We start from the raw sequence: 14,360 nt of genomic DNA, 5'->3' as shown, positions 1-14,360 counted from the left end.
CGGCCGGGACGCGCTCAGCCGAGGTGGAGCTGGGTCAGCTGGTCGGCGGGGATGTCGATGTCGCCGGGGCGCAGCTCGCGGACCGGGGCGGGCTCGGCCAGCGCGGTCACCGTACGGATCCGGTCGGTCCGGAAGGCGCGCGGCGCGGCACGCAGGCGGCACCAGGCGTGCAGGTACCAGTGGGTGGGCGAGCCGATGTAGCCCAACGGCTCGATCTCGCGCGTGCTCGTGGCGCCGCCCCGGTCGGCGTACCCGATGCGCAGCACCCGGCCGACGAGCAGCGCGTCGGCGAGCAGCGCCGGGATCGGCGTGGTCGGTCCGGCCCCGATCAGCCGGACCCGGCCGGCGATCCGACGTGCCGCCACGGCGTCCGCCTCGGGCATGACCGCGAGGAGCTTGCGCAGCGCGGTGCTGGCGGCCTGGTGGAACGGCGTACCGGCGAGCCGGTGCAGCGCCACCGCCATCGCGACCGCCTCGGCGGCGGTGAAGTTCACCGGCGGCAGGCTGCGGGACCGGTCGATGGCGTAGCCGCCGGTACGCCCCGGCTCGGCGTAGATCGGTACGCCGGACTGCTGCAACGCGCTGAGGTCCCGCTCGACGGTGCGGGTGCTGACCTCGAAGCGCCGCGCCAACCAGGTGGCGCTGCGCGGCCGGGGAGCCACCGCCCGCAACTCCTCGACCAGGGCATACAACCGATCGGTACGGTTCACGGCCCCGCACGCTAGGCCCCGGGTACGACATCCCGCCCGCGCGCGACGCCGCCCGCCCCGGCGCCCGGTTGTCGGCCGCCGCAACGCGCAAATACAGAGAAAGAGTGGCTACCGCGCGCCGGATAGCCACTCTTTCTCTGTATCCGCGTGGACCGAGGGCGGGGAGACCGCGCTACTGCCCGGAGATAGTGGCCTCGTCCGCTGCGGGAGGCCCCTGTTTCCCGGCGATAGTGCGCTCCAGCGGTCCCAGCATTCGCTCGACCCGCGCCCGCAACTCCAGCCGCTCCTCAACGAAGTCGAACAGTGCCTCGGGCACCCAATCGAGATTGCTGATCAGACGCAGTTCGACGAGACGGACAACGGCCTCGGCAGCCAGAGTCTTGTCCTGAAACCTGTTCGCCACCAGCACATCTCGCAGGAGCCCGGCAATTTCGGAAGTAGCGGGTTCACCAGGCCTGAGGAAGGTTAGCGCGCAGGCGATGAATCGATCATATAGTTCGGCCCCATGCACGGAGACCGTCAGGAGTTGGCTGAGGATCTTCGCTGCTAGCTCCGTCGGCGTCTCCGGATCGGTAGCAAGTCGATCAATCAGCATCCGCGTAATGCTCCCTTCACCGTCTGACCAGACGAGGTCAGCGCAGCTCAGGTAGGCATCTTCCCGCTGTTGGTTCGGCAGCGGCAGCAGCGGGAGGACCAGCATTGTGAGCACCCCGTGTGCCACTGACCAGCCCCGATACCGGCCAGGTCGGAACTCGCTGATCGCATAAGGCAGCGCCTCGGCCAGCGGTTCCAAGGCGTGCACCAGCACGTCGTCGCCGAGGGAGCACCGCAGGTACGCGGCCCTGCTCAGCCGCTCGAAGGACTGGTTCGGCTTCACAAAATACTCTGCGGTCGAGGACGTGTCTGCAGATCTCTGGCCCGGCCACGGCGGGCCGACCGGCATGTCAAAAGTCCACAGCGGGTCGACGGGCGGGGCGTCGCCGACCGCGAGGGTGAGGGCGATGTCGCGTTCGCCGTCGGGGTGGCGCAGGCGCTCCAGTTCGAGGATGTCGACGATGCTGTTCCAGTCCTGGCTGCCCAGCTGCGACTGCCAGAGCATGGTCTCCCGGTACCAGCTCGGCACCACGTTGCGGTCCGGGTAGAGCCGGCGGCCGGTGAGCCGCCCGGCGGCGCAGACCGCCAGCAGCACCAGGTTGGCGCCGTAGACGGCGTGCCGGGCCGGTACGGGCAGCCCGCGCGGCTGGTACGAGTCGAAGCGCCGCCCCGGCCGCCCCTGGTGCGCGACCCGGAAGAGCCGGACCAGCAGGTCGGCGTACGCCTCCCGCTCCTCGTCGCCCGCCGTCGACATCAGCTCGCCGAGGAAGGCGACGATCGGGGCGCGACCGCTCAGCACGGCGTACGAGAGCAGCGCGTGCAGCAGGTCGTCGTCGACGGGACCGCCGCCGCCGAGCGTCATCGTGGCGGCGGCCTCGCGGGCGGCGATGTCCCGCAGCACCAGCCAGACCAGCCGGGCGACCAGGTACTCGCCGAAGGTGGCGTGCAGGAACTCGTACGTCTCCAGCCGGGTGTCGTCGCGGGAGGCCTGCGAGCGGTGCACGAAGAAGAAGCGGCCGAGCACGATCTCGGCCGGGCGCAGCGGGGCGCGCAGGCCGGTGTCGCCCGGTGCGGCCGACCGGGGTCCGCCGGCCAGCACCGGCAGTGCGGCCAGGTCCGCCTCCAGGTCGTGCTCGGCGACCCACTGCACGCCCCGGTTGAACATCGCGCAGGCCACCACGGAGAGCCGCCGCAGCTCGCTCTCGATGGCGAGGTCCAACTCGCGCGGGGGCAGCGCCGAGCCGAGCTTGGCCACCTCGCGCCGGGCGAAGCTGCGCAGCAGGCGTTCGTACAGCTCGTCGCGGCGCAGCTCGCCGGCGGCGCGCAGCGCGTTGCCGTCGGCGTCGTAGAGCGCCAGCATCAGCAGCAGCAGCGGCTGCTCGGCCAGTTCCCGGCGGGCCAGCACGGTCGCCGGATCGAGCGGGCGTACGCCCCGTTCGGCGAAGTGCGCGGCGTTGGCGTCGTTCCAGATCTCCAGCCAGGCGGTGACGCGCTGCTCGTCGAAGGGTTCGAGCCGCAGCGCGACGGTGCCCTCGGGCGGCTGGGCCCGGTCGGCGACGCTGGTGCGGCTGGTCACCACGACCACCACCGGCCGGCCCTGGTCCGCCTCGCGGCGCTGGAAGGCGGCCACCTTGAGCAGGTAGTCGCTCTGGCTGACCCCGGTCGCCTGCAACAGCTCGTCGAAGCCGTCGAGCAGCACCACCGGCAGCGCGTCGCCGGCCGAGCGGGCCAGGGCGGGCCAGTCGAGCCGTTCGCCGGTGTCGGCGCGGATCGCGTACTCGATCTGCTCCTGGAGGTCGGCGGCGGCGGGTACGTCGCGCAGCACCACCCGGACGGGAAGGAAGTCGGTGGCGGGCAGCCGGCCGGCGAGCACGCGGGTGAGCACGGACTTGCCGGAGCCGGGCTGGCCGAGCACCAGCAGCGGCGCCCGGGTGGCCTCGGAGGAGGTCAGGTAGCCGGTGAGGAAGTCCGGCAGGTCGTCGCGCACCTCGGGCAGGGCCCACCAGGACTCGTCGCTCGGGCGGGCGCCGGCGTCGAGCGGGGCGATGCGGCACAGCGGCGGGACGTACCCGTCGCCGAGGGTGGGGACCCGCAGTCCGGCCGGTACGTCGCCGGACTCGACGATCGGCCGGCCCAGCGCGGCCTTGTAGGCCCGGGCCAGCGCGGACCGCCGCTCGTCGGGCGCGGCCCCGACGGAGATCTCCCGCAGCATCCGTTCGAGCCCGGCGAGCGCGACGCCGAGTTCCCGTACGTCGGCCCGGGTCGCCTCGTGCTCGCCCAGCCCGGCCCAGAACGCCACCTCGGGAAAGTCGGTGGCGAGCCGCCGGAACAGTCCCTCGTACCGCCGCACCGCCAACTCCGGCACCGGGTCGTGCAGGAGGTCGAGGAGGCGGTCCCGCGCGGTCGGGTCGAGCCGCTCCCAGACGACGAGCCCGACCAGGAAGTTTCCCAGCCGGACGGCGAAGTTCCGGTAGTACTGGCGCAGCTCGTCGCGGAACCCCGCGCGGGGCCGGCCGGGGCCGGGCAGTGGGGTGTCCGTGCCGAACAGCTGCGAGATGACGTACCGCCGTTCGGTGCGGGACCCGGCGAGTTGGAGCTGTTCCGCCTCGGTCAGCTCCCATTCCTCGGCGGGGACCGGCAGGTCGACGTCGTCGAGCGCATCGAAGAAGGCGACCACCACGATGACCGCGTGCGCGGCTTCGAGGCGCTCGGTGCGGCCGTACCGGGACAGCCCGTTGCGCCGCTCGGCCGCGCCGCGGACGAGTTCCTGGCTCACCCGGGTCAGCTCGGCCTTGGCGTCGAACCAGCCCAGCACGCCGGGTACCGGCCCGGCGGCGGCCAGCATGGCGCCCCCGACGAGCGTGTCCAGCAGTCCGACGATCTTGCTCTTCTCGCCCCCGAGCAGGCGCACCGCGTCGCCGTAACCGAGCCCCTTGGCCACGCTCGCGGCTCCCTCCACTGTCGACCCGAGCGCTCAGCATGCCGGCTGACGGCGGATCAGGCCAGGGCCGCGCGCGCCCGGACGGATGTCGGTTGGGCGACTGCCGCCGGCATCACCCTTGACTTCCTGGTTCATCGGCTACATGGTTAATCACATGAGTAATGAACCAGTGAGCCGCGGCCACCCCGGCGACCCGATGTCCGGCCCACCCGGCCGTGACCTGGCCGGGGGCGCGTGATGGAGGAGGGTCGGCCGATCTTCCTGCAGGTCGCGGAGCTTCTGGCCAACGCGATCATCGACGGCAGCATCCCGGAGGAGGGGCAGGTCCCCTCGACCAACGAGCTGGCCGCGTTCCACCGGATCAATCCCGCCACCGCCGCGAAGGGCGTCAACCAGCTCGTCGACGACGGCATTTTGTACAAGAAACGAGGCATCGGGATGTTCGTCTCCACCGGGGCCCGCGCGAGGCTGCGGGACCGCCGGCGCAAGGAGTTCGCCCAGCAGTACGTCCAGCCGCTGCTCGCCGAGGCGCGCAAGCTCGGCATCGAGGTCCAGGAGATCAAGTCGATGCTCGACTCCGGGGAGGAGGAGCGGTGAGCCCGGTCGTCAGCGCCGAGGGCGTGACCAAGCGGTTCGGCCGCGTCACGGCCCTCGACAACGTGAGCTTCGAGCTCACCGACAACACCATCCACGGCCTGCTCGGCCGCAACGGCGCCGGCAAGACCACGCTGATGCAGCTCCTGACCGGCCAGCACTTCGCCACCGCCGGCCGGCTGACCGTCTTCGGGCAGCGCCCGTACGAGAACGCGCAGGTGCTCGACCGGATCTGCTTCATCAAGGAGAGCCAGACCTACCCGCAGGCGTTCGCCGTACGGCACGCGCTGGAGGCGGCCCGGCTGCTCTTCGCCAACTGGGACGAGGCGTTCGCCGCCGAGCTGGTCGAGGACTTTCAGCTCCCGCTGCGGCGCTCGGTACGCAAGCTCTCCCGGGGCATGCTCTCGGCGCTCGGGGTCACCATCGGCCTCGCCTCGCGGGCGCCGCTGACCCTCTTCGACGAGCCCTACCTCGGCCTGGACGCCGCCGCCCGGCACATCTTCTACGACCGCCTGATCACCGACTACGCCGAGCACCCCCGCACCGTGGTGCTCTCCACGCACCTCATCGACGAGGTCAGCAACCTGATCGAACGGGTACTGCTGATCGACCGGGGCCGCCTGCTGCTCGACCAGAGCGCCGAGAGCCTGCGTACCGAGTACGTCACGGTCTCCGGGCCGGCCGCGAGCGTGGACCGGTTGGCCGGTACCGGCGAGCAGCTGCACCGCGAGCAGCTCGGCAACATGGCGCGGGTCACCGTACGCCGCCCCCTGGACGCGGCCGAGCGCGACCGCGCCGCGTCGCTGGGCCTGGAACTCACCCCCGTCTCCCTGCAGGAGCTGATGGTCCGGATGACCACCCGAGGCAGCGGCCGCGACAGCGGTGCGACCGTCAAGGAGGGCGCCCGATGAACCGGGTCCTCGCCGTCACCCGCATGCAGTTGGTCAACTGGCCGGTCACCCTGGGCTGGCCGTGGGGCATCCTCATGGCGAGCTTCCTGGCCAACCTAGCCATCTTCTGGTCCATCGCCGACACGACCGACCAGCCCCAGTCGACCGGCGCGGTGATGAGCATCTACATCGTCCTGCTCGTCGGGTACGGCCAGGTGATCACGCAGTTCTTCCCGTTCGCGCTCGGCCTCGGCGTGACCAGGCGGGCCTTCTACGCGGCGACCCTGCTGCTGCTCGTCGCCGAGTCCCTGCTCTACGGCGTGCTGCTCTACCTCTGCCGGCTGCTCGAAGCCGCCACCGGCGGCTGGGGCCTCTCGCTGCGCTTCTTCGCGCTGCCGTTCCTGGTCGACGACAACCCGGTCGCCCAGATCCTGATCTACGCGGTGCCGTTCACCGTCCTCGGCGCGATCGGGATGTGCTCGGCCCTGGTCTTCAAGCGCTGGGGCGTCAACGGGCTCTTCGTGCTCGGGTTCGCCACCATCGTGCTCGGCGGCGGCGCGATCGCCTGGGTGAGCTGGCAGCGGCACTGGGCGGCGATCGGTCACTGGTTCGCCGACCAGTCCGCCCTGACCCTCTTCGCCGGCTGGCCGGTGCCGCTCACCCTGGTCCTGGCCGGGATCGGCTACCTCACCATCCGCCGGGCCACCGCTTGACCGGGGTGACGCGTCCGGCGCGGGCGACGAGCCCGCGCCGGACCGCGCCGCGCGAGCGCGGAGCTACAGCGCCAGATAGCGCTGGCGCTCGTACGGCGTGACCTCGCGGCGGTACTGCTCCCACTCGGCCCGCTTGTTGCGCAGGAAGTAGTCGAAGACGTGCTCGCCGAGCACCTCGGCGATCAGCTCCGAGCCGGCCATCACGTCGATCGCCTCGGCGAGGTTCTCCGGCAGCGGCTCGTACCCGAGGGCCTTGCGCTCGGCGTTGGAGAGCGACCAGACGTCGTCCTCGGCCCCCGGCGGCAGCTCGTAGCCCTCCTCGATCCCCTTGAGCCCGGCGCCGAGCAGCACGGCGAAGGCCAGGTACGGGTTGGTGGCCGAGTCGAGCGAGCGCACCTCCACCCGGGCCGAGTTCGGCTTGCCGTACGCGGGAACGCGGACCAGCGCGGACCGGTTCAGGTGCCCCCAGCAGACGTACGCCGGGGACTCGGTGATCCGGTCGGGCAGCGCCTGCGGGAAGAGCCGCTTGTACGAGTTGACCCACTGGTTGGTCACCGCGGTGTACTCGCGGGCGTGGGTGAGCAGCCCGGCGATGAAGGCCCGGGCGACCTTGGAGAGCTTGCTCGGGTCGCTGGCGTCGTGGAACGCGTTGCGCTCGCCCTCGAAGAGGGAGAGGTGGGTGTGCATGCCGCTGCCGGGCTGGTCGGTGAAGGGCTTGGGCATGAAGCTCGCCCGCACGCCGGTGGAGAGCGCGACCTCCTTGATCACATGCCGGAAGGTCATGATGTTGTCGGCGGTGGTGAGCGCGTCGGCGTAGCGCAGGTCGATCTCCTGCTGCCCGGGGGCCACCTCGTGGTGGCTGAACTCCACCGAGATGCCGATCCGCTCCAGCGCCAGCACGGCCTGGCGGCGGAAGTCGCGCGCCACGGCGTGGGTGGTGTGCTCGAAGTAGTTGCCGGTGTCGACCGGTATCGGCGGCGAACCGTCGTTGGGGCCGTTCTCCAGCAGGAAGAACTCGATCTCCGGGTGGGTGTAGAAGGTGAAGCCCTTCTCGGCCGCCTTCGACAGCGCCCGGCGCAGCACGTGCCGCGGATCCGCCCAGGACGGGCTGCCGTCCGGCAGCAGGATGTCGCAGAACATCCGGGCGCTCTCGCCGCTGACCCCACCCTCGAACGGAAAGACCTGGAAGGTGGTCGGGTCGGGCATCGCCACCATGTCGGATTCGAAGACCCGGGCGAAGCCCTCGATGGCCGAACCGTCGAAGCCGATGCCCTCGTCGAACGCGGACTCCAACTCGGCCGGGGCGACCGACACGCTCTTGAGCGTGCCGAGGACGTCGGTGAACCACAACCGGACGAACCGGATGTCCCGCTCTTCCAACGTACGGAGCACGAACTCCTGCTGACGGTCCACGTAAACCCCTCGCGATACCTTGCTCGTACCCGCCGGACCGAAGCATGGTCTTGGCGGTCCAGTGTTCATTGGCCTCGTTACACAGACGTTACGGGAACATGAGGTTCGACGGAGTGCGGGGGCGTCGCCCAGTGTCCGCTTCGTACCGGTTGGACCGAGAAGATCCGCGAAGCGACCTTCCGGCCCACTCCGCGCCCGGCCCCGCCCTCGCTGCCCGCCCGGTCCCCGCTCCCCGCGCGGTCCCGGCCCCGGCGTCGTGCCCGGCCCCGGCCGGCGGCCGGCCCGGGTGATCAACGCTGAGGACTCCCCGCGGGTGCGGCAAGATGGAGACATGCCGACCTTGCGTATCGCTCTCGCCCAGGTCAACCCGACCGTCGGCGACCTCGCCGGTAACGCCGACCTGATCCGGGGGCACAGCCGTACCGCCGCCGACCGGGGCGCGCAGCTCGTCGCCTTCCCCGAGATGATGCTGACCGGCTACCCGGTGGAGGACCTGGTCTTCCGGGAGTCCTTCGTGACCGCGTCCCGGACCGCGCTGGACCGGCTCGCGGCCGACCTCGCCGGCGACGGTCTCGCCGACACCGCCGTGCTGGTCGGCTACCTCGACGCCGACGGTCCGCCGATGACCAGCGCCGACGCCGTACCGGGACGCGGGCCGCGCAACGCCCTGGCGGTACTGCACGGCGGGCGGGTGGCGGCCCGGTACTTCAAGCACCACCTGCCGAACTACGGCGTCTTCGACGAGGACCGCTACTTCGTCTCCGGAGACACCCTCACCGTGGTCCGCATCGGCGGCGTCGACGTCGCGCTGACCATCTGCGAGGACCTCTGGCAGGCCGGCGGCCCCTTCGCGGCCGCCCGTCAGGCCGGCGTCGGCCTGGTCGTCAACGTCAACGGCTCGCCGTACGAGCGGAACAAGGACGACATCCGCCTGCCGCTGGTCCGCCGCCGCGCGGCCGAGGCGGGCGCCACCGTGGCCTACGTGAACATGTACGGCGGCCAGGACGAGCTGGTCTTCGACGGTGACTCGATGATCGTGGAGGCGGACGGGACGCTGCTCACCCGGGCGCCGCAGTTCACCGAGCACCTGCTCCTGCACGACGTGGCGCTGCCGGCCGCCGCCCCCGGGCAGCCCGCCGAGGAGACCGGGCTCGGCCGGGACGGCATGCGGGTGGCCCGGGTGCACGTCAGCGACGAGCTGCCCGCGCCGGCCGGGGAGCCGGCCGTGGGCGGCCACGCCGAACGGCTCTCCGACGAGGCCGAGGTCTGGCAGGCGCTGGTGCTGGGGCTGCGCGACTACGTGAACAAGAACGGCTTCCCGTCGGTCGTGCTGGGGCTCTCCGGCGGAATCGACTCGGCCCTCGCCGCCGCCATCGCGGTCGACGCGCTCGGCCCGGACCGGGTCACCGGCGTCTCGATGCCGAGCCAGTACTCCTCGGAGCACTCCCGGGAGGACGCGGCCGAGCTGGCCAAGCGCACGGGGTTGGACTTCCGGGTCGAGCCGATCCAGCCGATGGTGGACAGCTTCCTGGCCAACCTGTCGCTCTCGGGCACCGCGGTGGAGAACCTCCAGGCGCGGGTGCGCGGGGTGCTGCTGATGGCCCTGTCGAACCAGGAGGGGCACCTCGTCCTCACCACCGGCAACAAGAGCGAGCTGGCGGTCGGCTACTCCACCCTCTACGGCGACTCGGTCGGCGGGTTCAACCCACTCAAGGACGTCTGGAAGACGCTGGTCTGGAAGCTGGCCCGGTGGCGGGTCTCGCCGGCGGCCACCGGCGGCGGCGAGGGGCCGATCCCGGACAACTCGATCGGCAAGCCGCCGAGCGCCGAGCTGAGCCCCGGCCAGCTCGACACCGACACGCTGCCCGACTACTCGGTGCTGGACGCGATCCTGATCGGCTACGTCGACGGCGACCTCGGTCGGGAGGGGCTGATCCAGGCCGGCCACGACCCGGAGGTGGTGGACCGGGTGCTGCGCATGGTCGACCTGGCCGAGTACAAGCGGCGGCAGTCCGCGCCCGGTACGAAGATCTCGATCAAGGCGTTCGGGCGGGACCGTCGGCTGCCGATCACCAACCGGTGGCGGGAGCGCGGGATCTAAGGGCGCTTCCTTCCCTGTGAAATCCTCCACTGCGCCCTGCCGATGCGGATTCGTCCGGTGCGACCATCGGCGGAGACCCGGGGACCGCGAGGGCGGCCTCGAGGCGAGAGGAGACGCCATGGACACGTGGCAGGACCCTGCCGGCCCGACGGCCGGCGAACGACCGGCGGCGGCGGGCGACGCAACGGCGGCGGGCGGCGGAACGGAAGCGGCCCCCGCCGCCGGCCGGACCGCGCCGGCCGAGATACCGACGCTCTACGGTACGACCGCCAACCGGCGGGTACGCACCCGCGACCTCGCCGCCGCCAAGGAGCGCGGCGAGCGGTGGCCGATGCTCACCTCGTACGACCAGTACACCGCCTCGATCTTCGACGAGGCCGGGATACCCGTGCTGCTGGTCGGCGACTCGGCCGCCAACAACGTCTTCGGTTACGAGACGACCGTCCCGGTGACCGTGGACGAACTGCTCCCCCTGGTCCGCGCCGTGGTCCGGGCCACCCGGCACGCGCTGGTCGTCGCGGACCTGCCGTTCGGCTCGTACGAGGAGGGCCCGACGCAGGCGCTGCGCAGCGCCGTACGGTTCATGAAGGAGGGCGGCTGCCACGCGGTGAAGCTGGAGGGCGGGCGCCGCGTGGCCGACCAGATCGCCGCCATCACCGGTGCCGGGATCCCGGTGATGGCGCACATCGGCTTCACGCCGCAGAGCGAGCACGCCATCGGCGGGTACCGCGTCCAGGGCCGGGGCGACGCGGCCGAGCAGGTTCTCGCCGATGCGCGCGCGGTGGCCGAGGCGGGCGCGTTCTCGGTGGTGCTGGAGATGGTGCCGGGCGAGGTGGCCAAGCGGATCACCGCCGAGCTGCCCATCCCCACCGTCGGGATCGGGGCGGGCCCCGACACCGACGCGCAGGTGCTCGTCTGGCAGGACATGGCCGGGCTGCGGGGCGGGCGGATGCCGCGCTTCGTCAAGCGGTACGCCGACCTGTCCGGGGTGCTGACCGAGGCGACCCGGCGCTTCGCCGACGAGGTGCGTGGGGGCGAGTTCCCCGCCGCCGAGCACACCTTCTGACCCGCATACCGGCCCGCTGATCGGCCGGAACTCGGTAGGTGGGGCCCGCCGTGCGTGGCGAAGACATCAAGCCTGACGGGATTCGCCGGGCACGGCGGGCCCCACCCTCACCGCTACCAGCTCAGACGTCGGTGACCCGGATGCCGGCGTGCGACTTGTAGCGCTTGTTGATGGCGATGAGGTTGGCGGTGAACGCCTCGATCTGATGGGCGTTGCGCAGCCGACCGGCGTAGATCCCGCGCATGCCGGGAATCCGGGCGGCCAGCGCGGCGACGACGCCGACCACCTCCCGGTCCTCGGTGCAGATCAGCACGTCCAGCTCGATCCGGCTCACCTCGGGGTCGGCCAGCAGCGGCGCGCTGACGTGGTTGAACGCCGCGCAGACCCGCGACTCGGGCAGCAGCGCGGCCGCCTGCTGTACGGCGCTGCCCTCCTCGACCGCGAGCGCGTACGGGCCCTGCTTGTCGAAGCCGAGCGGGTTGACGCAGTCGACGACCACCTTGCCGGCCAGCGGTTCGCGCAGCGCCGCCACGGTCTCTGCGTGCCCCTCCCAGGGCACCGCGATGATCACCACGTCGGAGCGGGTCGCCACCTCGACGTTGTCGCCACCGCTGATGGTGGCCCGCTCCGGTACGCCCGGCAGCCGGCCGATCTCCTCGGCCGACCGCACGGCACGCTCGGCGGAGCGGGAGCCGATGAGGACGCGCTGTCCGGCCCGCGCGAACCGGTAGGCCAGTCCCCTGCCCTGGTCCCCTGTACCGCCGATGATGCCGACGGCCAGTCCGGACACGTCGGGCAGCGCGCTCGCGTCGTATGCCATGGTCCTCATCCTCGCAAACCCGCCCGTCGCGGCGACGGACCGGGCTCGCCGGGTGGGTGCAACCTCTCAGGTCACCCGCTCGAAGCGGACGGTGCGGCGGGCCGGGTCGGCGGTGGTGAGCCGTACCGTCACCCGCTCGCCGAGCGGCAGCTCGCCCTGGCAGCGGGCGCGCACCGGCGGCTCGTCGAGCGCCACGGTGCCGCCCGGTGGCCGACCGGGCCGGCCGCCCTCGGCCGGGGTCGGGTCCACGTCGAGCACGGCCGCGTCGAACTCCTCGCCGACGCGGTCGCGCAGCAGCACCGCCTCGGTCAGGTCGATCGCGCCCCGCGCGGCGGCGGAGGCCACCCGGTCGGTGTCGGCCATCACCTCCGGCAGCCGGGGCAGCGCCTGCCGGGCCCACTCCGGCACCGGCGCGCCGGCGTGCAGGGCCAGGCAGACCTCGGTCGCGTACCGGTCGGCGAGCCGGCGCAGCGGCGCGGTCACGTGCGCGTACGGGCCGCCGACGCCGCCGTGCCCGACAATCTCCGGCAGCTCGCCGTCGAACGCGGTGTACCCGGCGCCGCGCAGCAGCTCGGCCGCCTGGTCGAGGAAGGCGGCCGCGCGCGGCCGGGCCGGGTCGAGGCCCGCGAGCACCCGGCCGACGCTCTGCCCCGCCGGCCACGGCACGCCCAGCGCGGTCGCCGCCGCGCGCAGCCGCGCCACCGCCTCCGGGTGCGGCGCGGGCATGGTCCGCAGCAGGCCGACCCGGCCGGCGAGCATGATGTCGGCGGCGGCCATGCCGGTGAGCAGCGAGATCTGGGCGTTGTGCTCCTCCATCGGCACGGGCGGGCGCAGCACCAGTCGCCAGCCGTCGCCGTCGGGCTCGACCTCCTGGTCCGGCAGCGGCAGGTTGATCGCGCCCCGGTCGAGCCCGCGGGCGGTGAGCAGCGCTCCGACCTCCGGCAGCAGCGCGATCGGTTCGGCCAACCGGCCGGCGTCGGCGTCGGCCTGCGCGCCGAGGTAGTCGAGCTTGGCGCGGCTGCGTACCAGCGCACGCTCCAGGCCGACGGCGACGCGCTCACCGGCGTCGTCGAGGTCGATGGTCCAGACCACGGCCGGGCGGTCGACGCCGGGCAACAGGCTCGCGGCGTCCTCGCTGAGCACCTCGGGGTGCAGCGGGACCCGGCCGTCGGGCAGGTAGACGGTCTGGCCGCGGCGCCAGGTCTCCGCCTCCAGCTCACCGCCGGGGCGTACCCGGGCGGCGACGTCGGCGATGGCGTAGTGCACCCGGTAGCCGCCGCCGGGGCGCCGGAGCAGGCACATCGCCTGGTCCAGGTCGCGGGAGGCGGCGGGGTCGATGGTGACGAAGGGGATGTCGGTACGGTCGGCGGGCGGTCGCGGTGGGTCCGCGGCCGCCCGCTCGGCCTCGCGCTGCGCCGCGGGCGGGAACTGCGTCGGCAGGTCCAGCTCGCGGCGCAGCGCGCTGAAGTCGATGCGGGGCGCCACGACGCGTCGGATGACCACGGGTCATTCTTATCGCAACGGGCCCGGGCCCGCCCGACCGCGTGCCGGGGCGCCCCGACGGTGGAGCCTCAGGCCTTGCGCGCGGTGGCGCGGGTGCCCTTCTTGGCCGGCGCCTGTCGCGCGGCCACCTTCTTGGCTGGTGCCTTGCGCGCGGTGACGCGCTTGGCCGCCGTCTGACCGGTGGCGGTCTTGCGCGCGGCCGGGGCCTTCTTCGCCCCGGCCGCACCGGTGGTCTTCTTGGCGGCCGTACGCGCCGTCGTGGTCTTCTTCGCCGGGGCCTTCTTCGCCGCGGTCGCCCGGGTTCCGGTCGGCCGGGTCGCCGTGGTCTTCTTCGCCGCGGTCGCCTTCTTGGTCGGTGCCTTCTTCGCCGGCGCCTTCTTGGCGGGGGCCTTCGCCGCCGCCGTCGTCTTCTTGGCCGCGGCGGTCGTCTTCCGGCCCGCGGCGGCCGTCGTCTTCTTGGCGGCCGACGCGGTCTTCCTGGCCGCCGCGCTGACCTTCTTGGCCGGCGCCTTCTTCGCAGGTGCCTTCTTGGCCGTGGTGGTCTTCTTGGCGGGTGCCTTCTTTGCCGGCGCCTTCTTCGCGGTCGCCGTGCTCGTCGCGGACTTGCGGGCCGGGGTGGTCTTACGGGCACCCGTGCTCCGGCTCGCCGCCGCGGTCTTGGCGGTGCCGCCGCGTTTGGCGGCCGGACGGGCGGTGGCCTTTCTTTCTTCGGCCATCGGTGTTTCCTCCTTGCGGGACATGCTCTCGGGGTTCTCCTCGGCGGGAGACCACGGAGTTCCTCGACGCGGACCTCTCGCCGCGCCGGTCTAGCTCTCCTCCCCGGCCCAGCGGGCGTCCTCGGCGTCCCATGCCTCGTTGCGTTCCCGCACGCGTTGCAGCGCGTTCTCCGCATCGGCAGCCGAGGTGTACGGGCCGAGGACGTACTTGGCGGGACAGACGTCCGCATCGGTCTCGACCCGGTGGTGTCGCGTGCACCAGTAGTACCGCTTACCACTTCCGCTGTCGCTCATGGCAT

The 14,360-nt window shown here is 72.5% G+C and carries 12 protein-coding genes; 5 read left to right on the top strand and 7 right to left on the bottom strand.

Annotated elements, in window-relative coordinates; translation table 11 throughout:
* Positions 1-14: 14 nt before the first annotated feature.
* Together AB0J86_RS30840 and AB0J86_RS30835 are read right to left on the bottom strand one after the other, a co-directional pair.
* On the bottom strand, positions 15-710 hold the full coding sequence (locus AB0J86_RS30840; RefSeq protein ID WP_363861167.1) for a WYL domain-containing protein: 696 nt from the start codon (positions 708-710) through the stop codon (positions 15-17).
* Between the two features lie 172 nt (positions 711-882).
* On the bottom strand, positions 883-4,245 hold the full coding sequence (locus AB0J86_RS30835; protein WP_363861166.1) for a hypothetical protein: 3,363 nt from the start codon (positions 4,243-4,245) through the stop codon (positions 883-885).
* 237 nt (positions 4,246-4,482) lie between these two features.
* Between AB0J86_RS30835 and AB0J86_RS30830 the strand changes: the two genes are divergently transcribed.
* From AB0J86_RS30830 to AB0J86_RS30820, 3 genes are read left to right on the top strand one after another with little or no spacing between them, the layout of a single operon-like run.
* Positions 4,483-4,842 carry a GntR family transcriptional regulator gene (locus tag AB0J86_RS30830; RefSeq protein ID WP_363861165.1) on the top strand — a complete coding sequence of 120 codons (360 nt, stop codon included), beginning with the start codon at positions 4,483-4,485 and terminating at the stop codon, positions 4,840-4,842.
* A complete protein-coding gene (locus AB0J86_RS30825; RefSeq protein WP_363861164.1) occupies positions 4,839-5,750 on the top strand; it encodes an ABC transporter ATP-binding protein in 912 nt (303 codons plus the stop codon). Before AB0J86_RS30830 ends, AB0J86_RS30825 begins: the two co-directional genes overlap by 4 nt.
* Positions 5,747-6,442 carry an ABC transporter permease gene (locus AB0J86_RS30820; RefSeq protein ID WP_363861163.1) on the top strand — a complete coding sequence of 232 codons (696 nt, stop codon included), beginning with the start codon at positions 5,747-5,749 and terminating at the stop codon, positions 6,440-6,442. The genes AB0J86_RS30825 and AB0J86_RS30820 overlap by 4 nt, the downstream gene beginning before the upstream one ends.
* A gap of 63 nt (positions 6,443-6,505) precedes the next feature.
* Here AB0J86_RS30820 and AB0J86_RS30815 read toward each other — a convergent pair whose 3' ends face one another.
* On the bottom strand, positions 6,506-7,855 hold the full coding sequence (locus AB0J86_RS30815) for a glutamine synthetase family protein (protein ID WP_363861162.1): 1,350 nt from the start codon (positions 7,853-7,855) through the stop codon (positions 6,506-6,508).
* Positions 7,856-8,186: 331 nt separating this feature from the next.
* Here AB0J86_RS30815 and AB0J86_RS30810 point away from each other — a divergent pair, with 331 nt between their 5' ends.
* Together AB0J86_RS30810 and panB are read left to right on the top strand one after the other, a co-directional pair.
* The gene (locus AB0J86_RS30810; protein WP_363861160.1) at positions 8,187-9,956 is read left to right on the top strand and encodes an NAD+ synthase; all 1,770 of its coding nucleotides are present in this window, start codon (positions 8,187-8,189) and stop codon (positions 9,954-9,956) included.
* A gap of 118 nt (positions 9,957-10,074) precedes the next feature.
* Positions 10,075-11,022: a 3-methyl-2-oxobutanoate hydroxymethyltransferase gene (panB, locus tag AB0J86_RS30805; protein WP_363861159.1), complete on the top strand. Its 948-nt coding sequence runs from the start codon at positions 10,075-10,077 to the stop codon at positions 11,020-11,022.
* Between the two features lie 121 nt (positions 11,023-11,143).
* Here the strand turns inward: panB and npdG are convergent, their stop codons facing one another.
* The 4 genes from npdG to AB0J86_RS30785 all read right to left on the bottom strand — a co-directional run bounded on the left by npdG (position 11,144) and on the right by AB0J86_RS30785 (position 14,355).
* A complete protein-coding gene (npdG, locus tag AB0J86_RS30800; protein WP_363861158.1) occupies positions 11,144-11,842 on the bottom strand; it encodes an NADPH-dependent F420 reductase in 699 nt (232 codons plus the stop codon).
* Positions 11,843-11,908: 66 nt separating this feature from the next.
* Positions 11,909-13,345, bottom strand: a complete 1,437-nt coding sequence (locus AB0J86_RS30795) for an RNB domain-containing ribonuclease (protein WP_363861157.1) — start codon at positions 13,343-13,345, stop codon at positions 11,909-11,911.
* A 68-nt stretch (positions 13,346-13,413) separates the two neighbouring features.
* Positions 13,414-14,061 carry a histone H1 gene (locus AB0J86_RS30790; protein WP_363861156.1) on the bottom strand — a complete coding sequence of 216 codons (648 nt, stop codon included), beginning with the start codon at positions 14,059-14,061 and terminating at the stop codon, positions 13,414-13,416.
* 90 nt (positions 14,062-14,151) lie between these two features.
* Positions 14,152-14,355, bottom strand: coding sequence for a hypothetical protein (locus AB0J86_RS30785; protein ID WP_363861155.1), 204 nt, complete (start codon positions 14,353-14,355; stop codon positions 14,152-14,154).
* Positions 14,356-14,360: the final 5 nt, after the last annotated feature.

It is taken from the genome of Micromonospora sp. NPDC049559, assembly GCF_040676675.1.
GTDB lineage: Bacteria > Actinomycetota > Actinomycetes > Mycobacteriales > Micromonosporaceae > JBFAPK01.
This window is presented reverse-complemented; position numbering and strand designations above follow the sequence as displayed.

Bases quoted from the DNA above. Each gene is read 5' to 3' on its own strand.
- AB0J86_RS30810 (WP_363861160.1), top strand. From the start codon at position 8,187: ATGCCGACCTTGCGTATCGCTCTCGCCCAGGTCAACCCGACCGTCGGC.
- AB0J86_RS30790 (WP_363861156.1), bottom strand. From the start codon at position 14,061: ATGGCCGAAGAAAGAAAGGCCACCGCCCGTCCGGCCGCCAAACGCGGC.
- AB0J86_RS30830 (WP_363861165.1), top strand. From the start codon at position 4,483: ATGGAGGAGGGTCGGCCGATCTTCCTGCAGGTCGCGGAGCTTCTGGCC.
- npdG (WP_363861158.1), bottom strand. From the start codon at position 11,842: ATGGCATACGACGCGAGCGCGCTGCCCGACGTGTCCGGACTGGCCGTC.
- panB (WP_363861159.1), top strand. From the start codon at position 10,075: ATGGACACGTGGCAGGACCCTGCCGGCCCGACGGCCGGCGAACGACCG.
- AB0J86_RS30785 (WP_363861155.1), bottom strand. From the start codon at position 14,355: ATGAGCGACAGCGGAAGTGGTAAGCGGTACTACTGGTGCACGCGACAC.
- AB0J86_RS30820 (WP_363861163.1), top strand. From the start codon at position 5,747: ATGAACCGGGTCCTCGCCGTCACCCGCATGCAGTTGGTCAACTGGCCG.